23 protein-coding genes are annotated in these 20,793 nt (G+C 42.8%); 16 read left to right on the top strand and 7 right to left on the bottom strand.

What is annotated here, in order from left to right:
- Positions 1 to 3,189: an efflux RND transporter permease subunit gene (locus SNE25_RS15640; protein WP_321566039.1), complete on the bottom strand. Its 3,189-nt coding sequence runs from the start codon at positions 3,187 to 3,189 to the stop codon at positions 1 to 3.
- A gap of 18 nt (positions 3,190 to 3,207) precedes the next feature.
- On the bottom strand, positions 3,208 to 4,359 hold the full coding sequence (locus SNE25_RS15635) for an efflux RND transporter periplasmic adaptor subunit (protein WP_321566038.1): 1,152 nt from the start codon (positions 4,357 to 4,359) through the stop codon (positions 3,208 to 3,210).
- Positions 4,360 to 4,737: 378 nt separating this feature from the next.
- Here SNE25_RS15635 and SNE25_RS15630 point away from each other — a divergent pair, with 378 nt between their 5' ends.
- On the top strand, positions 4,738 to 5,247 hold the full coding sequence (locus SNE25_RS15630) for a peptide-methionine (S)-S-oxide reductase (protein WP_321566037.1): 510 nt from the start codon (positions 4,738 to 4,740) through the stop codon (positions 5,245 to 5,247).
- Positions 5,248 to 5,614: 367 nt separating this feature from the next.
- Here the strand turns inward: SNE25_RS15630 and SNE25_RS15625 are convergent, their stop codons facing one another.
- On the bottom strand, positions 5,615 to 5,905 hold the full coding sequence (locus SNE25_RS15625; RefSeq protein ID WP_321566036.1) for a hypothetical protein: 291 nt from the start codon (positions 5,903 to 5,905) through the stop codon (positions 5,615 to 5,617).
- A gap of 321 nt (positions 5,906 to 6,226) precedes the next feature.
- On the opposite strand from SNE25_RS15625, the gene SNE25_RS15620 reads away from it, so the two are divergent.
- The 11 genes from SNE25_RS15620 to SNE25_RS15570 all read left to right on the top strand — a co-directional run bounded on the left by SNE25_RS15620 (position 6,227) and on the right by SNE25_RS15570 (position 14,333).
- Positions 6,227 to 6,478 carry a hypothetical protein gene (locus SNE25_RS15620; protein WP_321566035.1) on the top strand — a complete coding sequence of 84 codons (252 nt, stop codon included), beginning with the start codon at positions 6,227 to 6,229 and terminating at the stop codon, positions 6,476 to 6,478.
- 29 nt (positions 6,479 to 6,507) lie between these two features.
- Entirely contained in the window at positions 6,508 to 7,029 is a 522-nt protein-coding gene (locus SNE25_RS15615; RefSeq protein WP_321566034.1) for a peptide-methionine (S)-S-oxide reductase, read from the top strand.
- 40 nt (positions 7,030 to 7,069) lie between these two features.
- Positions 7,070 to 7,351, top strand: a complete 282-nt coding sequence (locus tag SNE25_RS15610; protein ID WP_321566033.1) for a DUF427 domain-containing protein — start codon at positions 7,070 to 7,072, stop codon at positions 7,349 to 7,351.
- Between the two features lie 85 nt (positions 7,352 to 7,436).
- Positions 7,437 to 7,811, top strand: coding sequence for a response regulator (locus SNE25_RS15605; RefSeq protein ID WP_321566032.1), 375 nt, complete (start codon positions 7,437 to 7,439; stop codon positions 7,809 to 7,811).
- Between the two features lie 401 nt (positions 7,812 to 8,212).
- The gene (trxB, locus tag SNE25_RS15600; protein ID WP_321566229.1) at positions 8,213 to 9,172 is read left to right on the top strand and encodes a thioredoxin-disulfide reductase; all 960 of its coding nucleotides are present in this window, start codon (positions 8,213 to 8,215) and stop codon (positions 9,170 to 9,172) included.
- On the top strand, positions 9,173 to 9,604 hold the full coding sequence (locus SNE25_RS15595; RefSeq protein WP_321566031.1) for a DUF1003 domain-containing protein: 432 nt from the start codon (positions 9,173 to 9,175) through the stop codon (positions 9,602 to 9,604).
- A gap of 107 nt (positions 9,605 to 9,711) precedes the next feature.
- Complete coding sequence (locus SNE25_RS15590) at positions 9,712 to 10,185, top strand: Dps family protein (protein ID WP_321566030.1); 474 nt, start codon at positions 9,712 to 9,714, stop codon at positions 10,183 to 10,185.
- A gap of 215 nt (positions 10,186 to 10,400) precedes the next feature.
- Positions 10,401 to 10,784, top strand: coding sequence for an SPW repeat domain-containing protein (locus SNE25_RS15585; RefSeq protein ID WP_321566029.1), 384 nt, complete (start codon positions 10,401 to 10,403; stop codon positions 10,782 to 10,784).
- 258 nt (positions 10,785 to 11,042) lie between these two features.
- The gene (gene lpdA, locus SNE25_RS15580) at positions 11,043 to 12,449 is read left to right on the top strand and encodes a dihydrolipoyl dehydrogenase (protein ID WP_321566028.1); all 1,407 of its coding nucleotides are present in this window, start codon (positions 11,043 to 11,045) and stop codon (positions 12,447 to 12,449) included.
- Positions 12,450 to 12,726: 277 nt separating this feature from the next.
- On the top strand, positions 12,727 to 13,410 hold the full coding sequence (locus tag SNE25_RS15575; protein ID WP_321566027.1) for a redoxin domain-containing protein: 684 nt from the start codon (positions 12,727 to 12,729) through the stop codon (positions 13,408 to 13,410).
- Positions 13,411 to 13,487: 77 nt separating this feature from the next.
- A complete protein-coding gene (locus SNE25_RS15570) occupies positions 13,488 to 14,333 on the top strand; it encodes an SDR family NAD(P)-dependent oxidoreductase (RefSeq protein ID WP_321566026.1) in 846 nt (281 codons plus the stop codon).
- A gap of 93 nt (positions 14,334 to 14,426) precedes the next feature.
- On the opposite strand, the gene SNE25_RS15565 is transcribed toward SNE25_RS15570, so the two are convergent.
- A complete protein-coding gene (locus SNE25_RS15565) occupies positions 14,427 to 15,305 on the bottom strand; it encodes a helix-turn-helix domain-containing protein (RefSeq protein WP_321566025.1) in 879 nt (292 codons plus the stop codon).
- Positions 15,306 to 15,791: 486 nt separating this feature from the next.
- Positions 15,792 to 16,370, bottom strand: coding sequence for a Crp/Fnr family transcriptional regulator (locus tag SNE25_RS15560; protein ID WP_321566024.1), 579 nt, complete (start codon positions 16,368 to 16,370; stop codon positions 15,792 to 15,794).
- Between the two features lie 337 nt (positions 16,371 to 16,707).
- Here SNE25_RS15560 and SNE25_RS15555 point away from each other — a divergent pair, with 337 nt between their 5' ends.
- Positions 16,708 to 17,028, top strand: coding sequence for a GNAT family N-acetyltransferase (locus tag SNE25_RS15555; RefSeq protein ID WP_321566023.1), 321 nt, complete (start codon positions 16,708 to 16,710; stop codon positions 17,026 to 17,028).
- A 156-nt stretch (positions 17,029 to 17,184) separates the two neighbouring features.
- Complete coding sequence (locus tag SNE25_RS15550; RefSeq protein ID WP_321566022.1) at positions 17,185 to 18,153, top strand: L-histidine N(alpha)-methyltransferase; 969 nt, start codon at positions 17,185 to 17,187, stop codon at positions 18,151 to 18,153.
- A 62-nt stretch (positions 18,154 to 18,215) separates the two neighbouring features.
- Here the strand turns inward: SNE25_RS15550 and SNE25_RS31890 are convergent, their stop codons facing one another.
- Positions 18,216 to 18,335: a hypothetical protein gene (locus SNE25_RS31890; protein WP_407667046.1), complete on the bottom strand. Its 120-nt coding sequence runs from the start codon at positions 18,333 to 18,335 to the stop codon at positions 18,216 to 18,218.
- Between the two features lie 2 nt (positions 18,336 to 18,337).
- Positions 18,338 to 18,796, bottom strand: a complete 459-nt coding sequence (msrB, locus tag SNE25_RS15545; protein WP_321566021.1) for a peptide-methionine (R)-S-oxide reductase MsrB — start codon at positions 18,794 to 18,796, stop codon at positions 18,338 to 18,340.
- Between the two features lie 141 nt (positions 18,797 to 18,937).
- On the opposite strand from msrB, the gene SNE25_RS15540 reads away from it, so the two are divergent.
- On the top strand, positions 18,938 to 19,213 hold the full coding sequence (locus tag SNE25_RS15540; RefSeq protein WP_321566020.1) for a hypothetical protein: 276 nt from the start codon (positions 18,938 to 18,940) through the stop codon (positions 19,211 to 19,213).
- Between the two features lie 334 nt (positions 19,214 to 19,547).
- Positions 19,548 to 20,741 (top strand): MFS transporter, encoded by a 1,194-nt coding sequence (locus SNE25_RS15535; RefSeq protein ID WP_321566019.1) that lies wholly within the window; start codon positions 19,548 to 19,550, stop codon positions 20,739 to 20,741.
- Positions 20,742 to 20,793: the final 52 nt, after the last annotated feature.

The following is a 20,793-nucleotide window of genomic DNA, read 5'->3' as shown; positions in this document are numbered from 1 at the left end:
TTAAGAAAGATTTATTGGGTTTGCGCCCGGTAATACACGAAATTTATTATTCGTTTTCTTTGGTTTTTTCTTACTTATTTTCTCCTGGAACGTTTGGAAAATGACGAAAAGAACAGGAACAACGATAATCCCCAATGAAACTCCGGCAATCATTCCCCCTACAGCCGCGTAGCTGATAGAATGATTACCCTGGGCTGAAGGACCCGTCGCGATACTCATAGGAAAAAGGCCAAAAATGAATGCGAGTGAAGTCATGATGATCGGACGTAACCGTTGTTTGGCCGCGTCAAGAGCCGCATCAATCAGTGTCTCACCTGAACGGCGGCGCTGTACAGCAAATTCGACGATTAAGATCGCATTTTTTGCAAGTAACCCGATGAGCATCACCAAGGCAACCTGGACATAGATATTGTTGTCAATATGTCTTAGGTTGATCATGGAAAATACACCAAAAACGCCGATTGGTATCGAAAGAATAACCGCAAAAGGTAATATATAGCTTTCGTATTGCGCACAAAGCAAAAGGTAAACAAAGACGAGGCATAACCCGAAGACTATTACAGAAGCACCACTGGATGCGATCTCTTCTCTTGTCTGACCTGAAAACTCATAAGCAAAGTTCTCAGGAAGTAATTTCGCGGCAACATCCCTTACGGCTTGAATAGCCTCGCCCGAACTATGTCCCGGCTTCGGAATCACATTCAATGATATCGAATTAAACAAATTATAACGAGATGCGGTTTCCGATCCAAATACGCGGTTAAGCTTAATCAATGAATTTACGGGCACCATATCGCCGAGCTTGTTTCTTACATAAGCATTATTTAAGGCGTCTATATTTGACTTATCCTTCGCTTCGGCTTGTAATACAACTTTGTAATATTTACCAAAACGGTTAAAGTCGGATGCCTGGACGTTGCCGAAGTAAGCCGCCATTGTTTGTAACACATCTCGTACGTTAACACCTAGCTGGGCTGCCCTATCATCGTCTATTTCTATTTGGTACTGCGGATAATCGGCACGAAACGTTGTAAATGCGGCGCCAACCGCGGCTTGTTTATTTAATTCTCCAATAAAATTATTCGCAACGCCCGAGAACTGATTTAGCGACCCGCCGGATCTGTCCTGAAGAACGACATCTAATGCTTCTACGTTACTGAAGCCCGGAACAGTCGGGAATGTAAAAGCGAAGAACACCCCCCCTTTTATAGTGGACAGCGTACGCTGATACATACCAAGTACCGCCCCGAGCTCACTTACTTCTCCTCGATCCTTAACTTTTTTCAGATTAATAAACGCTGATGCAGAAGACGGGCTTGTCGTTGAGGTAAGTAAATTATACCCTGGAATAACGATGACAAACTCGCTTGGAGCAAGGGCCTTTAATTTTTTCTCGGCCTCTATCATCACATCCTGCGTTCTTTTTAATGACGTTCCCGAAGGCATACTGACTGCTACCGCGACGAAATTCTGATCCTCGGTCGGAATAAATCCGCTTGGTGTCGTTCTGAGCAAATAGATAGTAAATGCGACGATTATCATCAGACCTGTTATGACCATCCATTTTCTTGTCATTAGAAATTTCAGGAGGTACATGTATATGCCGCTGATCTGGTTAAATTTTGTATTAAAACCTGCGAAGAACCGCTCCTTATAGGTTGTTTTCTTCCCGGGATCCTCAACATCATATTTATTTCTCAGGAATAAGGCTGCTAAAGCAGGACTTAGGGTTAACGCATTAACGGACGAAATAACAATAGCGATCGCCATGGTAAAGGCGAACTGCCGGTAAAATAATCCGGTTGACCCGTCCATTAAGCCGACAGGTAGGAATACGGCCGACATTACCAGTGTGATGGAAATGATCGCACCGGTTATTTCTTGCATTGCTTCGATCGTAGCTTCACCAGGCTCAAGGTTTTTTGTTTCCATTTTTGCATGGACAGCTTCAACAACAACGATCGCGTCATCAACAACAATACCGATAGCGAGCACGAGTGCAAATAAAGTAAGCAGGTTTATTGTAAAACCAAACACATACATAAAGAAGAAAGTGCCTACGATGGCAACGGGCACGGCGATCGCAGGTATCAGCGTTGACCGGAAATCCTGAAGAAATAAAAAGACTACAAGAAACACCAATATGAAGGCTTCCACCAATGTGTGAACAACCTGATCGATTGAGGCATCAAGCGCACTTTTTGTGCTATAGAAAGTCTTAAATTTTATGCCTTTGGGAAATTTTTTTGATGCCCTTTCCATCAACTTATTTACCTCAATCTGGATTTGGTTTGAATTCGAGCCGGCCAGTTGCACGACGATGATCCCGACTCCGACATGTCCGTTTAACCGTTGAATATTAGAATAATCATAAGAACCGAACTCCACTCTGGCAACATCTTTCAACCTCAAAATGGACCCGTCCGGATTTGCCTTTACCGGAATATTTTCATATTCCGTCGGTTTATTCAGTTTGCCCTTATATTTGATCACATATTCAAATGGCTCATCAGTACGATCCCCAAAACGCCCCGGCGCGGCCTCCAGACTTTTATCTTGTATTGCAGTTGTAACATCAGCCGCGGTAAGATGGTAAGTTTCCATTTGAGCTGGTTTTAACCAGATCCTCATGGAATAGTCTTTTCCGCCGCCAAATATCTGTGCTAAGCCGACACCTGGAATCCGTTTGATATCAGGAATGATATTGATCGAGGCATAATTATTTAGAAAGACCTCATCATATTTTCCCACGTCTTCCGTGTAAAGACCAGTTGCCATGATGAGGCTATTCTGCTGTTTAGCAGTGACTATACCTTGTTGAACAACCTCAGCGGGTAACTGACTCGTAGCCTGGCTGACGCGGTTTTGTACGTTAACCGCCGCCTGATCGGGATTTGTTCCTAATTTAAAGAAAACGTTGATGGTTAGTGAACCATCGTTACTCGCTGTCGAGTTAATGTAAGTAATCCCTTCAACGCCATTAATAGATTCTTCGAGCGGAGGTGCCACCGATCGAAGTATAGTTTCCGCATTAGCGCCGGGATAATGTGCGGTGACCACGACTGTCGGGGGAGCAATATCCGGAAATTGCTGTAACGGCAACTTGGACAACCCAATTGTTCCGAGTATGACCAGCAAAAGAGATATAACGGTCGCCAGTACCGGTTTATTGATAAAGCTTTTTAGCATGACTAATGTGATTTAAGGTTAATTTTTGGATGAGGCGGATGTTGTTGCTTTAGCCGTTTCGGGCTGAACAACCATACCGTCTTGCAGCGTAATAATGCCATCCGTTATGATCTTATCGCCCGGCTTTAATCCGTTGTCAACCAGGTAATTTTTATTTTCACGGCTCGCTACATGAATAGCCTGTTTCAGAACCTTATTACTATCGGTAAGTAAAAAAACAAATATCTTGTCTTGCAATTCGACGGTAGCGGACTGAGGAATGGATAAGGCGTCATTATATGGCAAATCAAGCTGAATCTTACCGGTATTGCCTGCCCGTAATATTCCTTGAGGATTTGCAAAAACGGCGCGTAAGGTGATAGCCGCGGTGTTTTTGTCAAAACGTCCATTGATGATGTCAATCTTTCCCTTTAAGGGGTACTCGGAATTATCACTTAACACCAATGAAACTTGCGGAACCTTTTTGATTTTCTCACTGAGCGTATTACCTGCATACCTGTTTTTAAAAATGGTGAAGTCATTTTCTGACAATGAAAAATAGACATGGATCTCATGGACATCAGATATACTTGTCAGCGACTCCGCATCACCAGGACCAACAAGGCTGCCCCGTTTTCGCAATAATCTACTTATATAACCACTAACAGGCGCCTTGATAATCGTATAAGCCAGGTTGATCTGAGCAGTCCTTATATTGGCTTTAGCTTCTTCAGTATTAGCTTCAGCTACTTGCACAGCGGTAGTCGCAGTCTTTAATTGAAAATCGGATATGACTTTATTGTTAACCAACGGCGTTAGTTTCTCAACTTCCAATCGGGCATTTGATGCGGTACCCTCGGCGGCATGCAGGGTCGCGGTCGCATTGCTTAAGGCAGCTTGAAATGGTCTTTGATCTATCTCAAAAAGGGGTTGCCCCGCCATTACATACGCACCTTCATCAACGTGAATTTTTTCCAGTATGCCGCTTACCTGTGGTCTTATTTCGACTTCGTCTTTAGCTTCGATGGACGCAGGATAAAGCTGGTGAGTAAGAAGGGAAACCGGCGCCAGCGTAAGTACAGGTACAACAGGCGCAGGCATCGCCGACGGCGTTGGTTTTGATGAACAACCTGAAAGTATCACTAAGGCGATAATTAAGATCTTGTGTTGGTTTTTGGTTAAATAGGCCATGTTTATCATTTTTAATAGTTCCTGATTTGATCACCGCAGTAAAATCAATTTAAGTTCCAGTTTGGAATAACGCAATAAGTATCTGGCTTTCAATATTTTAACAATTTATTGATTTTGTGATTAGCTATTTTTCGCCATTATTATCGTCAATTGGCGCAGGTTCAAAAAACAAAGCAGGTATTTGGGTTACTGATAGTTTGAAGAAAATAGCGGATAATGAGAATAATCCACGCTCTTATAACTGCTTAATGAAAATGATAACACGTCTTTTTTGAGGCGTATTTGCTGAACTTGAATAGAGCGATAGAATTTCAATAAAATTTTGATGTAAGTAAAAACTGGATTAAATTTTGCGGGTTAAAGAAAGAACATACTTAAATGATGCTAGAAAAGATCGGATTCGGCGGTAGCTGCCATTGGTGTACGGAGGCAATATTTCTGTCCATCAAAGGGGTTCTTAATGTTGATCAGGGTTGGATTTCGCCAAAGGGAAATGACGCTGCATTTTCTGAAGCTGTCATCGTCGAATTTGACAGGAAGGTAATCGGTATTCATGATCTGATCGGAATACACTTGCATTCGCATAGCTGCACTTCGAGTCATAGTATGCGATCCAAGTACAGGTCAGCCGTTTACCTGCTAAATGATCAGCAGGAATTACCGGTCGTTAATGCAATCCAGGATTATCAGCGAGACTTTGACGCTCCGATTATCACGGAGGTTGTACCCTTTGGGGCTTTTAAACTTAACTCCGCAAATTACCTGAATTATTATTTTAAGAACCCGCAAAAACCGTTCTGTGAAAATATTGTAAATCCCAAACTCCGGGAATTGATCGCGCGATACAGTTATCTGGTCGATCAGGAAAAAGTCGTACATCTTCTGTGATTTGAAAGAATGAAGGATTGGTAGAATTGGGACGTAGTTCAGCAAGAGGGATAGCAGCGGCAGCATTCGACAGAAGATACATCGGATAGCCCGCCCCAAAGCGGTTGCCCTCAGGACTCGTAGATAAGCTATTGAAATAACGATCAGGAGTGGTATCTATAACGGTACGTGTTTTAAATCAAGACCCGGAGAACGGAGTTGAACAAATTAAAAATATTCCACGTCAGGCGCGGTATCGGCATTGCCGCGGATGATCACAAAACTTTCTTTTAGCGAAACGAATAACAGGTTATTATATTCTTCGGTCTTAAAAATAATCGAACTCTACGCGAAAGGAGCCGGTCGGAAAGCTTTTGGGTTTGGGAAATTATTTGTCCGGCCATCCATCGCAGTATAATGTTAAGCAAAGAGAGGCGGCGGCAAATGAAACATTGCCGTTCAACGCTTCATTATGAAGGGTAATGCCATTAACAGCTTTGATCGATCCCGCAAAACCGCGCATTTTTTCCAGCATCTCCGCCTTATTTTTTGTTTTCGCACCCGTGTGATCGCTTGTAGTGGCGCTATCAGCGAAAAATTTGGCTGTGGCTTCTACGATCTGCCCCTGTTTAACCATTGCATTTTTTTCCGCAAAAATTGCCTGAAGATTGTTTTCCATTGTATGAGATATTAAGTTGTTAAGCATAAACTGCGACCGCAGCCACCTTTTTCAGACTGCACGGCTACTACCGGTAACGTTTTCTGCCATTACATTTCTTGTTACCGGCCAGGCAATTTTAGAAAGAAAAAAAAACGCCGCAATGGAAAATAGGACTTATCAGTAGGACTTTTAGGCCTAACGTCATGGATCGACGCCAATTACTGTTGTTATATCCGGAAATGTTTATGTTAAAAATGAGACATATGTCCTTTTAAAGTTTTCTGTTAAACTGGAAATTGCCTCCAGCTAAGAGCAATATTGTTCAGTAAAATAAAGAAAATGATAAATCCAGAAGATCAAATACCTTTCGACGATCAGGAGTTCGAAGACAAGGAAGACCAGGTTAGCCAGAAAGACTACCATTCCAACGGTTTAGAAGAAGAACGGACACCACGGGTGACTGAACAAAATGCCAATCCTGATACTCTTGCGCAAGCGTACCGCGCGGCAGAATCAGCCTACTTGCTGGGGGAAGAACCCGGTTCCGATTACCGCGTGCAAAGCAAACGAAAAAACAACAAGGCTAAATAATAGGTAGATAAAACAGCGGCAAAAATTCTATGAATACCAGTGAAATTATCTTTGGTGGCGGACGTTTTTGGTGTACACAGGCCATATTCAGGCAAGTAATTGGCGTGAATAATGTTGAAAGCGGTTATAGTCATTATGCTTCTGAAGGCGGCGACGACCAAGACGTATCGGAGCATGGATACAGTGAAGTAGTAAGAATAACTTATGATCCTCAGCAAATCACTTTGGCTGATATCATACGGATACATTTGCGAACGCACAATCCGACAACGGAATTAGGGGTACATGATGCTGCTGGCCAACAATTTCGGAGCGTGATCTTTTTCAACAATGAAGAGGAAAGAAAAATAATTGTTGAGATCATTGCTGAAATGCAGTCGTCTTATGAACATTTGATCATTACTGAGATACTGCCGTCACATCCGTTTGAAATAGCATCTGCGGATGATCAGGATTATTATAAAAAGAATACTGATGCTCCTTATTGCCGGGCAGTAATTGATTTCAAATTGCAGAAGTTTAAAGCGCATTTCGCGGGCTATTTAAAATAAACTTGTCTATGGCAGGCTTTGGGAAATAATAGTTAGGTGAATGAAGGCGATCTGGAATAAAGAGATTATTGCCGAAAGCGATAATGCAATAATGAACGAAGGGTATTATTATTTCCCGACTGATGCAGTTCGTATGGATCTGTTAATACCTTCCCGTGAAACTTCAAGCTGCTATCTTAAGGGGACTGCCAATTATTTTCACATTAAAGTTGGCCGGAAAAAGCTAACAAACGGGGCGTGGCAATATCACGATCCGAGCGATGCTGCGAAGGTGGTTAGGAACAAGATTGCCTTCGATGATGAAATTGAAATAGCAGATTGAGCGCTGTCGGAACATTTACTTACTGTTGTCTGCCGGCAGGTTCAGAACGATATGCTTTATATTAATCAATCAATGAACTTTAGAAATGTCAAAAAAGCGCATTCTGATAATTGAAGACGATCCAGATGTACTAGAGATGATGTATATGGTTTTGACGGAGGACGGTTACAATGTCGTTCCGTCGAGGGATTACTGGCCACTCAGGGATATCAAATCGTTAATGCCGGATCTGATATTAATTGATAACTGGCTCGCCGAAAGCGATAACAAAAATATCTGTAAAAAGCTCAAGGAAGGTCATGATACCAAAAATATACCGATTATTTTAGTTTCCGGTGACCCCAGGGTGCAACAAATGGCTTTGGAAAGCCACGCCAATGCTTTTCTGAGTAAACCCTTTGATATCGCTGAACTTGTTGCGATTGCCCGAACCTGGACCGGTCGCGCCATCGATTTATAGTATTTTAGGAGGTATTATGCCATTACGTTGAGATGTCCTCCTTCGTTTCCCTGTTGGCGTCATTCACAAATCTTTTCATTCTTCCTGGTCCGAGCTAAATGCCGTAGCGATACGATTGACTACACGGCATAACTTCACAATAATTTCATCAACTCTACCATCGAGATACCAAGCCGTGAAAGTAGCTTCAGGTCAATTTTGTAACTCCGCTTTTTAAAAAAGTTACCTGCCTATATAAATCATCATTGCGGTAGCCCGCACGCACTCCATCACGGGGTTAGTTCTCTTGTTTTTATAGCAGAGGTGTTTTTTTTGTGATTAATGTCCTTGAAAAAGGATGGGGAATGAAGGTAATTTGTTGTAAGAGCCAAAATTATTAAACAATAAATTTATAACTGATGATGTCGGATGAAGTTGAACACGTTAAATGCCTGATCATTGGATCAGGGCCAGCAGGGTACACGGCGGCGATATATACTGCCCGTGCCGATCTCAAGCCTGTTTTGTACAAGGGGTTTCTCGCAGGGGGACAACTAATAAATACGACCGATGTAGATAATTATCCGGGTTACCCGGATGGAGTAATGGGATCGGAGATGATGAACAACTTTCATAAACAGGCTGAACGGATGGGTGCTGATCTGCGGGATGGGTTTATCAGTAAGGTGGATTTCTCGCAACGCCCCTATCGTGTTATCGCCAATGAGGAAAAAACGTTACTGGCTGATTCGATCATTATTTCTACAGGCGCGGCTCCAAAATGGCTTGGCCTGGAATCTGAACAAAAATATGCCGGCTGTGGCGTTTCGGCTTGTGCTACTTGCGATGGATTTTTCTTTAAAGGAGAAGATGTGGCCATAGTGGGTGCCGGCGATACTGCCGCCGAGGAAGCCATCCACTTAGCAGGCTTGTCTAAAAAAGTCTATATGCTGGTGCGTAAGAGTGAATTTAAGGCGTCAAAGGCTATGGTTCACCGATTGCAGGCGTTACCCAATATCGACGTCATGTTTAATGTCGAAGTAAAAGAGGTGGTGGGTAATGGTATTGCCGTCGACGGGGTCAGAATCTTCAATTCGGTAACGATGGAAGAATCAAAACTTCCGGTGACCGGCTTCTTCGTTGCTATAGGTCACCAGCCTAATACAGCCATTTTTAAAGAATGGATCGACATGGATGAATCAGGCTATATTAAGACTATTGGCCGTTCGACAAAAACCAATAAGCCCGGAATTTTTTGTTGCGGAGATGCCCAGGACCCTGTTTACAGACAGGCCGTCACGGCGGCAGGTAGTGGCTGTATGGCCGCACTGGACTGTGAGCGTCATCTTTCAGGCATTGAACACACCGAAAATACAAAGTAGATGGAAGACCTTCCTGATGGAGCGACGTGGCATGAACAGCACAAAGCCACCTGTGGATTTGGTGAGCGGCTTGCGGACCGTGTTGCTGCAGTTATGGGATCATGGCGATTTATAATTGCACAGACTATTGTCGTTGGCCTTTGGGTTACGGTCAATTTGATCGCATACCTTTCCCACTGGGATCCGTATCCTTTTATCCTGCTGAACCTGCTTTTTTCGACCCAGGCCGCTTATGCGGCTCCGGTAATTATGATGGCACAAAACAGGCAAAGTGAACGTGACCGCATACAGGCACACGATGACTACATCACGAACCTGGAAGCCAAACGTGAGATTGAAGAATTGACGATAAGGCTGAATTTGATCGAAACAGAGAAGCTGAATAAAATTATTAGTATGCTGGAAGAGTCCCGTGATCAAAGGAAACAATGACGGGAATTACGTAGCCTAACCATTGTGAATTATGTGACATATATCCTTGAAGGCAACACCGCGAGCCTTTTACATTAGGAGAAAATTAAAAATCAAATTATAATATCATGAAGCCTAACATTGGAATCAGCCCGGAACACCTGGCAGAGATCACCCAAACACTTTCACACATCCTTGCGGATGAGTATGTTTTATACACAAAGACCAGAAACGCCCACTGGAATGTAGAGGGTCCTGATTTTCACTCAATGCATATCTTTTTTGAATCACAATATAACGATATCGCGGAAATTATAGATACGGTTGCTGAACGCATAAGGATACTAGGTCATTACGCTCCGGCTACTTTGAAGCAGTTTCTAGAGCTTACGCACCTCACTGAACAGAGCAGGGAAAAAAACGACAGTGAAGGCTTTATCCGGGAGTTATTGAATGACCATGAAAGCATTATCCTCCATATACGCGGCCATATCAATCGTTTAGCAGAAAAATTAAAAGATGCCGGCACCAGTGACTATTTGACGGGGCTCACTGAATACAATGAAAAAACAGCATGGATGCTTCGATCACATCTAAGATAGCAATAAAAAATCTATTGGAGCCGGCTTGAAACATGGCCCGACAAGCCATAGTGTCAAGTTAACAAATAAACAAAAGTTCCTGACTTTAAAAGCGACACCTGACGACGGATCTGGGAAAGCGCGATGCGCTGCTGACATTCATTAACTGGATGTCGGGATCGCGGTCTGAAGTTAGCCTGATAACAAACATATTTTTTCACCATAAACAAATTATCATGAAACTAAGATTTCTATCCCCGACCAATCACGGAATTGTTGATTATGCAGCAGCTGTTGCCTTAATTGGCGGACCGTTTATTTTAGGATTGGGTAGTAGTAACCCGGCGGCGTTGTGGATTTCCGTCGTTACCGGGATAACTGTCATTATTGTCAGTATCGCTACACGTTACCGATACGGAATTTTCAAACTGATACCATTTGGCGGGCACCTTGCGCTTGACCTTTTAGTAGCTACTGCCTTTATGTTTGTACCTTATCTTTTTAAATTGGAAGGCGTGGACGCTGCATATTTTTATATCAATGCAGTAGTGGTCTATCTGGTCGTAGCTTTAACTGCGAGTGAAACCCCTGAGGCACATCCGGGATCGTCCAGATTTTAATTAATATAAAAAATAAACAATATACCCTTCATAAGAAAAGTATGTTCCGGGAAACACGGGATGCGAACGATGAGTGGAATGCCGGGACGCCAAAACAGGTGTTCCCGGCTTACCCGGTGAACATTAACGATGCGCTCATCTAGGGCAAAAAGCATTGAGGATGTTCTTAAAAGGAAAAGCGCGGAAGAACTTAACTATAATTCGTAGGAACATGGATCTATGGGACTTAAACTAACAACTTTTAAAAGCAGGCAGGCTATGAAGACAGATTATGATATTGTCGTTATCGGGTCGGGTCCGGGCGGATATGTAGCAGCCATAAGAGCAGCCCAGCTTGGATTAAAAGCTGCAATAATCGAGCGTTATGATATTTTAGGAGGTACCTGTACCGTAGTTGGATGCATTCCGACAAAGGCGTTGCTGGATGCTTCGGAGCATTATCATGACGTTCAGCATAAAGTCGGGAAAATGGGGATTAATGTGGAGGGCATTTCGCTCGATTTTAGCCGTTTTATTGAACGTAAGGCAGGCGTCGTTAAATCGAATTCCGACGGAGTAAACTATTTAATGCGAAAAAACAAGGTAAAAACCCACTTCGGCACCGGTTCATTTATCAACTGTAATCAAATTCAAGTTACTGCCAAAGACGGTTCCGTTCAACTCATTACAGCCGATTACTTTATTATCGCGACCGGATCAAAACCCACGACTATCCACGGTGTGGAAATTGATAAGCGGCGAATCATTACGTCTACAGAAGCACTGTCCCTAAAAGAACAACCGAAGAGCATTGTAATTATCGGCGGCGGAGTAATTGGTGTTGAATTAGCGTCGGTTTATGCCCGTATCGGTACTAAGGTAACCATAATCGAATATGCCGATGTCCTGATCCCGGTCATGGACAGGGAACTCGGGCGTGAACTGAAGAAGATATTAAATAAATTGAATATCGACAGCCGGCTTAACTGCAGAGTACAATCTGCAGTTAATAAAGGTGACCGTGCAGAAGTGACTTATATAGATTCATCCGGTAATCTCCAGGCAATCGGCGCTGATTACTGCCTCGTAGCCGTTGGCCGCAAGCCTTATACTGCTGGTCTTGGACTGGAAAATACCAGGATCAATGTAGATGAGCGGGGACGGATCAAGACAGACGGCAGGCTTCGCACAGCGGAGATCAATATCTTCGCGATAGGCGATGTTGTTGCCGGGCCTATGCTGGCGCATAAAGCAGAAGAAGAGGCTACATTTGTAGTTGAAAGCATATTGGGGCTAAATCCACATTTAAATTATCACACTATTCCATCGGTTGTTTATACCTGGCCGGAAGTTGCGTCTGTTGGCTATACGGAGGAAGAGCTAAAAGAAAAAAATATCGCTTACCGGAAAGGTAAATTTCCGTTTTTGGCGAGTGGCCGCGCAAGAGCGGCGGACGACACAGATGGGTTTGTGAAAGTTTTGGCGGATACAAAAGAAGGAGAAATACTTGGCGTACATATTATCGGTGCCCGAAGCGCCGATCTAATCCAACAAGCTGTCGTCGCGATGGAATTTGAGATCGGGGATGCCGAGATGGGTAAAATATGTTACGCCCATCCTACCTATTCGGAAGTTCTTAAAGATGCATTCCTTGAATCATGTGGCTGCGGCGCAATAAACATATAATAAATACTAGTCTTATATATTGCAAACCGGCGGGCTAGTTAAAGCCGGAAGGACTCTCGGTTGATCTTTGACCATAAAGATAAAAAACATCACTACAGTATTCAATTACCGGCTGGAAAAGACACCTTACCTATTACTTGTGATGGAGATTTTCGATCCGGATCATTGCTCAGAAAGCTCAGAAAACACTCACTGATTTTTTTAAAAAAAGAGATAAATGTCCTTGTATATAGTAAGTCATTCGGGGATTTTTGCTTGAACGTAATCACGTGCCCACATGAACAACGAATCTAAAAACCACGACCAAGGCTCATTGGCTTGGAAATTAACCGAGGCAGAAGATAAAATCCGTAAAGAAAACGGAACGGAAAGCGCAGATAATTTCACCAAATTCATAGGAGAAACGGACCCTGCCGAGATTAAATCACGCGCATTAAAAATGGGTGAGACAGCTCCCGACTTTACGCTTAAAAATGCGTTGGGAAAAGCAATTACCCTAAGTGCGGAAATAAAGAGAGGACCAGTAATCCTGACATGGTATCGCGGTGGATGGTGCCCCTATTGCAACCTTGCGCTGGCTTATCTCCAACGCTTCCTTAAACAATTCAAGGAAGCGGGAGCTGAGCTGATAGCTATTACACCTGAAAAACCTGATGAGACGCTAACCATTAAGGAAAAACACGACCTTGAATTTGAAATACTGACTGATGAGAATAATGAAATTGCTAAACTTTATGGAGGCGTACATCGACTCAACAAAGAAGTAAAAGATTTCTATAAAGACCGCGGAGTCTTTGATCATTACACTGATGACATACAAGAGTTCCCGGTACCGGCCACTTATATCATCAGTCCTCAAGGTACAGTCATATATGCGTTTGTAGAATCTGACTACCGGCAGCGTGCTGAACCGACTTTTATAATCGGGGCGATTAAACAATATCAAAAACAGCATTCTTAAAGGTGATTCGAGAATAGCACAAATAAGAAATAATCTACCGGATACGGCAGGCCATGTATGTGATTAATCATTAAACGATGTCAAAGACAATTATAGTTACAGGTGCCACATCATCTTATGGAAGAGCGATTATTCAAACGCTCGCTGATGAAGGTCACGGTGTGGTTGCAATAGTTGACCCGTTAAACGAGCTCAATATGGCGGCCGCTAAGGAATTACGACAAACCGCCAACGTGGAATTGGTGGAAGTCGATATAAGAAATGACGCGTCAGTAAAGCTCGGCCTTTCGTCGATCCTCAAACGTTATGGTCATATCGATGTGCTCATCAGCAACGAGGGGCCTATTAAAATAGGATTGGCAGAAAACACATCTATCGAACAATATGAAGAAACTTTTAACGTCAATGTTTACGGTGTTCTTCGTGTGTTTAGGTCGGTTCTTCCGACCATGAGAAAAAACAGGTGCGGTTTACTTATAAATGTCAACAGCGGCGTTTGCTATTTCGCCGCCCCGTTCATTACTGCGTTGAGCATGGCGAAAGCGGGCCTTGAAATGCTCATAGACGGAATATTAAGCGAGGTACAAAGGTTTGGTATCGAGAATGTCAGTGTATGGACAGGGTACTATCCCGCGGAGGTCTTAAGCAATTTGGAAAAAATAGAAGATATCTCTATATATGACGAGGGGGGGCTTTGCGATGAGCAAGCCAAATTAAAGAATAAGATACTGGAAGGTAATAAGCAGGGTAAAGTGCATTCACAATCTGTTGCAGCGTTAGTGCTTGAACTGATTAATATGTCGAATGGCACCCGTCCACGGCGTTGTTCGCTAAACCCCCATCTCGCAGAAGCCGAAAGCCGGTATGCAAACGCAAAACGGTTGGGTGCTGAAGGATGGGATGAAACTTATGGAGTTAAATGATTTCAATTCAATACGCCAATGCCATTGGCATCCCAAATTTAAAATCTGGACATTAATTCTATGTCCCGTCCTATATTCAATCTTAAATAGATTTTAAGCAGGATCACCCCTATCTTTCCTGAACGATTCTCTATAAACATGAGGAGAAGTAGCTGTCCGCATTTTAAAAAAGCGACTGAAATAAGATACGTCACGAAAACCGAGTTCCCGTGCGATTTGCTTGACAGGTTTGCCACCCACGTACAGCTCATACTTAGCCTGCGCAATCAGCCTCTCTGAGATCATATCGCCTATGGTTTTCGACAGATGCTGCCTTGCGACCCGGTTCAGTTTTTTCATAGTAACGTTTAGCAATGCAGCATAGTCAGCAGGCCTGTGCTTACTGTAAAAATGTTCTTCTACTGCATCAATTAATTTTCTAATGATATAGGGCGCTTCAGTTTCTACAGTTCTTGTCTTAGTTCCCTTGGCCATTTTGATCCTTGATGCGTAGATCATAAAAATTTTGGTCCAGGCAATCGTTATGTCGTAACGACCCAGACGGTCGCTTTGTACCTCTGACAAGAGATTATCCAGAGGGTATAATAGCTTTGCCATTTCCTCTTCATCGATTTTCAGTAACGGGACTTCATCAATGTTTTTGAACAAGGCTTGTTTGTACGGAAGGTCTTTCTGGTATCTATGGTTCCAGAAAAAATCCGGGTGGAACTGAAGAAGCACCCCTTCCAACAAGCCATTACTGTTGAGTTGAAAAGGCACATAGACGGGAAATCTGATCAGCGTATTTTCATCAAAGTCGTACTTAGCCAGATCGAAAATTACCTGCCCCGACCCTTTTCTGATCAGAATTACCGTATAGAAATTAAAACAGTTTAAGTTTTTAAAATATTGGTCATCCCTAAATTGAAATACTTTAAAGGCCAGCGCATTCGTCAGAGGATTAATCAGAGCCGTTTCGTTAGGTGCATTCATTACGAAACAATGTTATTTCAATAGCGCAACTTGTACAAGGATATAAGTCTCGTTCATCTACGACCCGAAAGTGATAGGAAGCCTTTTCTAATCGGTATTTACAGGATGGATCAATAAAAAACGTGATATATGTCAGGTAATTCTTTAGATAATCTTGGCGATATGATTTAATTTAAAAAGCCCAAATCCGCAAAATCGCAGTTTAACTGTGCTTATTAAACCTATCGCTGCGCCGTCCCGCGCCTTTTTACGGATCCCTTAAATGACATCCATCGCCACCATGCCTATACATCTACCATCCTTCGAAACGCCATTAGCGATAAATGACAGCGACCATCATCCTCTTCCGGATATATACCGGTCAGGGTTATATTGGGACGATTAACCGATAACTTTACCTGATTAGTTTTATCAATTTAAGCTGCCCCGTCACCCTCAAAGCATTTCATTCTGCGTTACTTTATTACGATTTATCGATAATTGATGTCATTTAACGACTGCATTACCCCTAATCCTCGTTAAAGTTTCTCTAGTCACACCTAGGTAGGATGCAATCATGAATAGTGGGATACGATGATATAAATGCGGGTATAAGCGGACAAAATGCCGGTATCGTTCTTCTGCCTGTTGGCTGATCATCATATAAATACGATCCTGTGTCCTACCGCTATCATCGGTGATGATTTTATTACGCAGCGCATCGAAATTAGGTATATCACGCAGTAGGTTTTTAAAATTATCAACGGATACCTGTATGATATCGCTGTCTTCCAGGGCATCTATATAGTCCGTGGAAGGTTCACCCGTCGCAAGGCTCACCTGGTCACTGATCCAGTGATTATTGGATGAAAAGCTAAGTATGTGTTCAGAGCCATCGAAGCCAATCCGATAGGATCGCAGACAGCCATTGCACACAAATGTATGAAACCGACAAACATCGCCGGGTCGCAAAAGGAATTGCTTTTTCTTAAGCCGTTTAGAAATTGCCAGTGATTTGATCATCGCAATCTCTTCATTTGAACATGAGCTGTGCGCTCTAATATAGTTTTCAAAAAATTCAAGCATACTCACAGACATAAACCGTACCTTATCAAATCTTGGTTAATGGTTGTTTTCATAGATACGTTCATTAGGGTCTTTACCAGTACAAATTTGCATTACTCGGCAAGATTTATAAATGGACAAAAGGGACTATCGGTTGCAAATTTCACCCATGAAAAATGGCGACTAAAAACGCTGAAGTGATTTCCTTTTCCCGGTTTAAGAATCAGTTGACTTCACTACACATGGACTATAGGGACATTGAAAAGGACTAAGCGGACAAATTCGATTACTAAGTAACATGGTACGCTACGGTTCTTGTAAATTCAACGCACCGGCCGTTGAGTGCCGGTTATTGCATATGGAAAAAGTCACGCTGGAGACGAAGGCAGATAACACGCTTGCATTTGTTTTATATGATAACCAAAAAAAAGCCGGTGAAATGGTTGTCACCATTAGGGGTAATGAATTAACCGCGGAGCATACGGAAATGGAACCGTTTTATCAGGGCCGCGGCTTTGGTGCCAAGCTCGTAGATGGAATGGCCGAATATGTACGCTCAAATGGTATGATAGTGACTGTACTTTGTCCTTATTCCTATTCGCAGTTCAACCGCGACCCGGAAAAATACAACGACATCTGGAACAGGCACAAAAGGCCACCGGGGATTAGATTAACATGAATGCACGGAAATTTTCAAAAAAACAATAGTCTTCGTCAGCAGGGAACAGTAATTAAAATTAACGGCCGCTTATGAGGCAGGTTGCCGGTGCATTAAACCGGCAGCAAGATATTAACAATAAATTCTGGCTTTATCAAGGCCACTATACACATAAACATGTTTGTACTTACTGAAAAAGAAAATATAATTGCCCAATTTACGCAGGATGTGATTGCCGGTCTCAGCATGACTCCTAAAAGGTTGCCATCTAAGTATTTTTATGATGCGAAAGGAGATGGACTCTTTCGTGACATCATGGCCTGTAAGGACTATTATGTTACAAGATGTGAAATGGAAATATTTACCGAACAGACCGAAAAGATCGCCCGGGCAATTTCGACTGGGCGTGGTGAATTTGATTTGATAGAGCTCGGTCCCGGCGATTGTTCGAAATCAAAACACCTGCTACAGGCGTTACTTAATAATGGGGTGCGTTTCAATTATGTTCCGATAGACATTTCGTATGATGTCATTCAGGGTATTGAATCTAATTTACCAGGAGATTTACCGGGCATACAAATTTCCAGCCGACATGGGGATTACCATCAAATGTTAAAGGCACTCTCCTCAGGTTCGGATAGCCGAAAAGTCATCTTAAATTTAGGGGCAAATGTAGGTAATATGCCATCGGAACAATGTTACAAGTTCATTGGGGACCTCCGAAACAGTTTATCTAAAGGGGATATTGTCCTGATGGGATTCGACCTGGTAAAAGATCCGAAAATCATACGCGCAGCCTACGATGACGATGAAGGTATTACCAGAGAGTTTAACCTTAACCTGCTTCGTCGAATGTCAAATGAGCTGGAGGCGGATCTGGATATTTCAAAGTTCGAACATTATTGTAGCTATGACCCCGTGACCGGCGCCTGCAAGAGTTATTTAGTAGCCGTAGGTGATACAAGCATCGACATCGGCGCTGAAAGATTTAAATTATCTCGTTATGAATCGATCTGGACGGAAATATCCCAAAAATATACCTTAGCTCAGATTGAGGATATTGCACTGGCTAATGCTTTTCAACCAATAAATTTATTTACAGATAGCCGCGAATGGTTTGCGGATGTTCTTTGGGAAGCGAAATAGACTAGGTATGACTGTAAATATCCGGCTCTGCAGGCCGGAATATTTGCAGTCACGTGGTATTATCAAGCATCAAAAATCAAGGCGCTTCTTGATTTAATGTATATTTCGGATCGGACTCGTTGGCCCCTCAGGCTTTTAAATATAGCTTCAGTACACCAAAAGCAACCGCCGCATAAGAGGATTTTTATGATTTGACATCATTTCTTTCTAGTTTTAGGGAAATAGAGTTAATACAATAGCGCAAACCAGTTGGATGCGGACCGTCCGGAAATACATGTCCGAGATGGGCGTCACAGGTGTTACACTGCGTTTCCACACGAGTCATCCCGTACGACCTGTCCATCAGGTATTTAATAGCATTTATCGTGACAGGTTGGGTAAAACTTGGCCAGCCTGTTTGAGAATTAAACTTGATCGTTGAATCGAATAATGGAGTATCGCAACATATACAATGGTATTTACCAGGATCATAGCTACTGCAAAACTCACCCGAGAAACTAGCTTCAGTTCCTTTTTTTCGGGTTATCACAAATTGTTCGCTAGTCAAAATTTGTTTCCATTCCTCATCCGGACGTTCCACCCTCTTGTCAGGTGTCGGATTACCGGTATTGGCGAATCTGATCACTTCATTCCAGTTAAGCATAATTGTAGATTTTGTCTTTTATCAAATTTAGGCTACCAATTGCAAAATCCGCATATAATAGCCTAAAAGTGCAAGAGATTATCTCATTTGTCCATTCCATCTTTCAACGCAGTCGCCTTTTTTTGCATAAAAACGATCCCCATGATAGAAGAAGAAGATTTTGAACTCGACGAGCCACAGATGCCGCAGGAAGCGTTCCATTTAGAAATGGACCTCTATGATACCGGCGATTATTACAACCTGCTGTTCATTCCCTGTAATGATGTATTTATTGTGGTTACAGAAAACGAGCATTTCACGACAATGGTTCGTAATGGTGAGGGTACGGATGCTTGGGAACAGCGCGACGGGCAGATAGAAGATGAAGTTTTTGAAAAGCTGGCCATTGCGTTAGGCAATTATATTGATAACCAATAAATAGGACACGCAGAATTTTCAACCGGGAAGAGTAACTGCCTGGCTGACGTTGATTTTCTATTGAGATAAGCCTTTTCGGAATCTTACTATCGCATACTCATTAGACCGGAAGGCTTATGAGGTCTGCTGTATTATAAGTTACACTAAAAAGTAGCCGGAAGGTGAAACCCATCTTTTGATAATGAACAATTTGTCATAAAACTGCGAAGATAATGCGTAGGATGGCAGAAAACAAAGTGTCATATCACAAAGTCACATGCACCTAGCCCGAGAAAAGAGAGCTTAACAACCTTTTAAAAAAAGTCGCGAAAATACTTGTAACTAATTAAAAGATATGAAAAGATCAATCTATATTATGGCGCTCGGGGCTTTTGGCATCGTCACCACGGAGCTTGGTGTGATCGGCATATTGCCTGACCTCAGTAAACAATTTAATGTCTCGATAGATGCCGCCGGATGGCTGATCAGCGGCTTCGCATTAACTGTTGCTCTTACCGGCCCTTTTACTAACATGCTGACAGCGAAGATAAATCGCAAAACAATAATGTGTTTGGTGCTCGTTATGTTTGCGCTGTCGAATTTAGTGTCTGCGGTCGCGCCGAATTTCACTATATTGATGATCGCACGTATACTGCCTGCGTTCCTGCATCCGGTATTTTGGGCCGTGGCGGTCACTGCCGCGGCCAAACAAACCGGTCCCAAAGATGCACCTAAAGCAGTCGCTATTGTTATGGCCGGCCTTAGTCTCGCCACAGTATTAGGGATACCGTTAACTACATATATCGCCAATGTTTTCAACTGGCGCATCTCCTTTGTTGTGTCTTCGGTTATCAATTTACTAGCCTTTGCAGCTTTGGCGTTGTTTTCACCTTCAATGCCGATCGCTCCTGAACAGCCCGGTTCCAAAAGTCTCCTTAAAATATTACGGAATGTAAATTTGTGGATCAAACTTTTAGCGGCGACTCTGGTGCTCGCCGGTATGTTCGCCTCTTACGGCTATCTCGCTGAATACCTCGAAAAAGTAACAAACATGACCGGAACACAGATCAGTATCTTATTACTTGTATTCGGAAGCACCGGCATAGCCGGCAACTGGTTTATTGGGATCGCTCTTAGCAAAAATGTACGGGTAACCGTGCGTTTATTCCTGATAGCGCTGATCGTAACACATGGACTAGCTTATCAATTTGGCGGAGATTTTATTCCGATGGTCATCATCCTATCCGTTTGGGGCTTTATTCATACCGGAGGTTTCCTGGTTGCCAGCATACAGCTCACGCATAATCTGCCAGATACTTCACTCGACTTTGTAAACAGTTTAATGCCGTCCTGTTTCAATGCCGGGATCACGTTGGGCAGTCTTCTCGGCGGATTTGCCATTGTACATTATGGTATTCACCAGGTTATCTGGATAACCGTGTCCTTGTTATCGATAACATTAATGCTGAGTTTTATTTCGGGGACCGGAAAAACACCAATCAATCGCGATATTCTTATAGAAAAGGATGTAGAATCATACTCCTTATAACTGTCGAATAACGATAAAGCCATATTGGGTGAGGAGATATAGTATGTAATTC

Source organism: Mucilaginibacter sabulilitoris (assembly GCF_034262375.1).
Classification (GTDB): Bacteria; Bacteroidota; Bacteroidia; order Sphingobacteriales; family Sphingobacteriaceae; genus Mucilaginibacter; species Mucilaginibacter sabulilitoris.
Note: the sequence above shows the minus strand (reverse complement) of the source record. Positions and strands in the feature narration are given on the sequence as shown.

Excerpts from the sequence above, each read along its gene's own strand:
- SNE25_RS15640 (WP_321566039.1), bottom strand. The coding sequence starts at position 3,189 with ATGCTAAAAAGCTTTATCAATAAACCGGTACTGGCGACCGTTATATCT.
- SNE25_RS15635 (WP_321566038.1), bottom strand. The coding sequence starts at position 4,359 with ATGGCCTATTTAACCAAAAACCAACACAAGATCTTAATTATCGCCTTA.
- SNE25_RS15630 (WP_321566037.1), top strand. The coding sequence starts at position 4,738 with ATGATGCTAGAAAAGATCGGATTCGGCGGTAGCTGCCATTGGTGTACG.
- SNE25_RS15625 (WP_321566036.1), bottom strand. The coding sequence starts at position 5,905 with ATGGAAAACAATCTTCAGGCAATTTTTGCGGAAAAAAATGCAATGGTT.
- SNE25_RS15620 (WP_321566035.1), top strand. The coding sequence starts at position 6,227 with ATGATAAATCCAGAAGATCAAATACCTTTCGACGATCAGGAGTTCGAA.
- SNE25_RS15615 (WP_321566034.1), top strand. The coding sequence starts at position 6,508 with ATGAATACCAGTGAAATTATCTTTGGTGGCGGACGTTTTTGGTGTACA.
- SNE25_RS15610 (WP_321566033.1), top strand. The coding sequence starts at position 7,070 with ATGAAGGCGATCTGGAATAAAGAGATTATTGCCGAAAGCGATAATGCA.
- SNE25_RS15605 (WP_321566032.1), top strand. The coding sequence starts at position 7,437 with ATGTCAAAAAAGCGCATTCTGATAATTGAAGACGATCCAGATGTACTA.
- trxB (WP_321566229.1), top strand. The coding sequence starts at position 8,213 with ATGTCGGATGAAGTTGAACACGTTAAATGCCTGATCATTGGATCAGGG.
- SNE25_RS15595 (WP_321566031.1), top strand. The coding sequence starts at position 9,173 with ATGGAAGACCTTCCTGATGGAGCGACGTGGCATGAACAGCACAAAGCC.
- SNE25_RS15590 (WP_321566030.1), top strand. The coding sequence starts at position 9,712 with ATGAAGCCTAACATTGGAATCAGCCCGGAACACCTGGCAGAGATCACC.
- SNE25_RS15585 (WP_321566029.1), top strand. The coding sequence starts at position 10,401 with ATGAAACTAAGATTTCTATCCCCGACCAATCACGGAATTGTTGATTAT.
- lpdA (WP_321566028.1), top strand. The coding sequence starts at position 11,043 with ATGAAGACAGATTATGATATTGTCGTTATCGGGTCGGGTCCGGGCGGA.
- SNE25_RS15575 (WP_321566027.1), top strand. The coding sequence starts at position 12,727 with ATGAACAACGAATCTAAAAACCACGACCAAGGCTCATTGGCTTGGAAA.
- SNE25_RS15570 (WP_321566026.1), top strand. The coding sequence starts at position 13,488 with ATGTCAAAGACAATTATAGTTACAGGTGCCACATCATCTTATGGAAGA.
- SNE25_RS15565 (WP_321566025.1), bottom strand. The coding sequence starts at position 15,305 with ATGAATGCACCTAACGAAACGGCTCTGATTAATCCTCTGACGAATGCG.
- SNE25_RS15560 (WP_321566024.1), bottom strand. The coding sequence starts at position 16,370 with ATGCTTGAATTTTTTGAAAACTATATTAGAGCGCACAGCTCATGTTCA.
- SNE25_RS15555 (WP_321566023.1), top strand. The coding sequence starts at position 16,708 with ATGGAAAAAGTCACGCTGGAGACGAAGGCAGATAACACGCTTGCATTT.
- SNE25_RS15550 (WP_321566022.1), top strand. The coding sequence starts at position 17,185 with ATGTTTGTACTTACTGAAAAAGAAAATATAATTGCCCAATTTACGCAG.
- msrB (WP_321566021.1), bottom strand. The coding sequence starts at position 18,796 with ATGCTTAACTGGAATGAAGTGATCAGATTCGCCAATACCGGTAATCCG.
- SNE25_RS15540 (WP_321566020.1), top strand. The coding sequence starts at position 18,938 with ATGATAGAAGAAGAAGATTTTGAACTCGACGAGCCACAGATGCCGCAG.
- SNE25_RS15535 (WP_321566019.1), top strand. The coding sequence starts at position 19,548 with ATGAAAAGATCAATCTATATTATGGCGCTCGGGGCTTTTGGCATCGTC.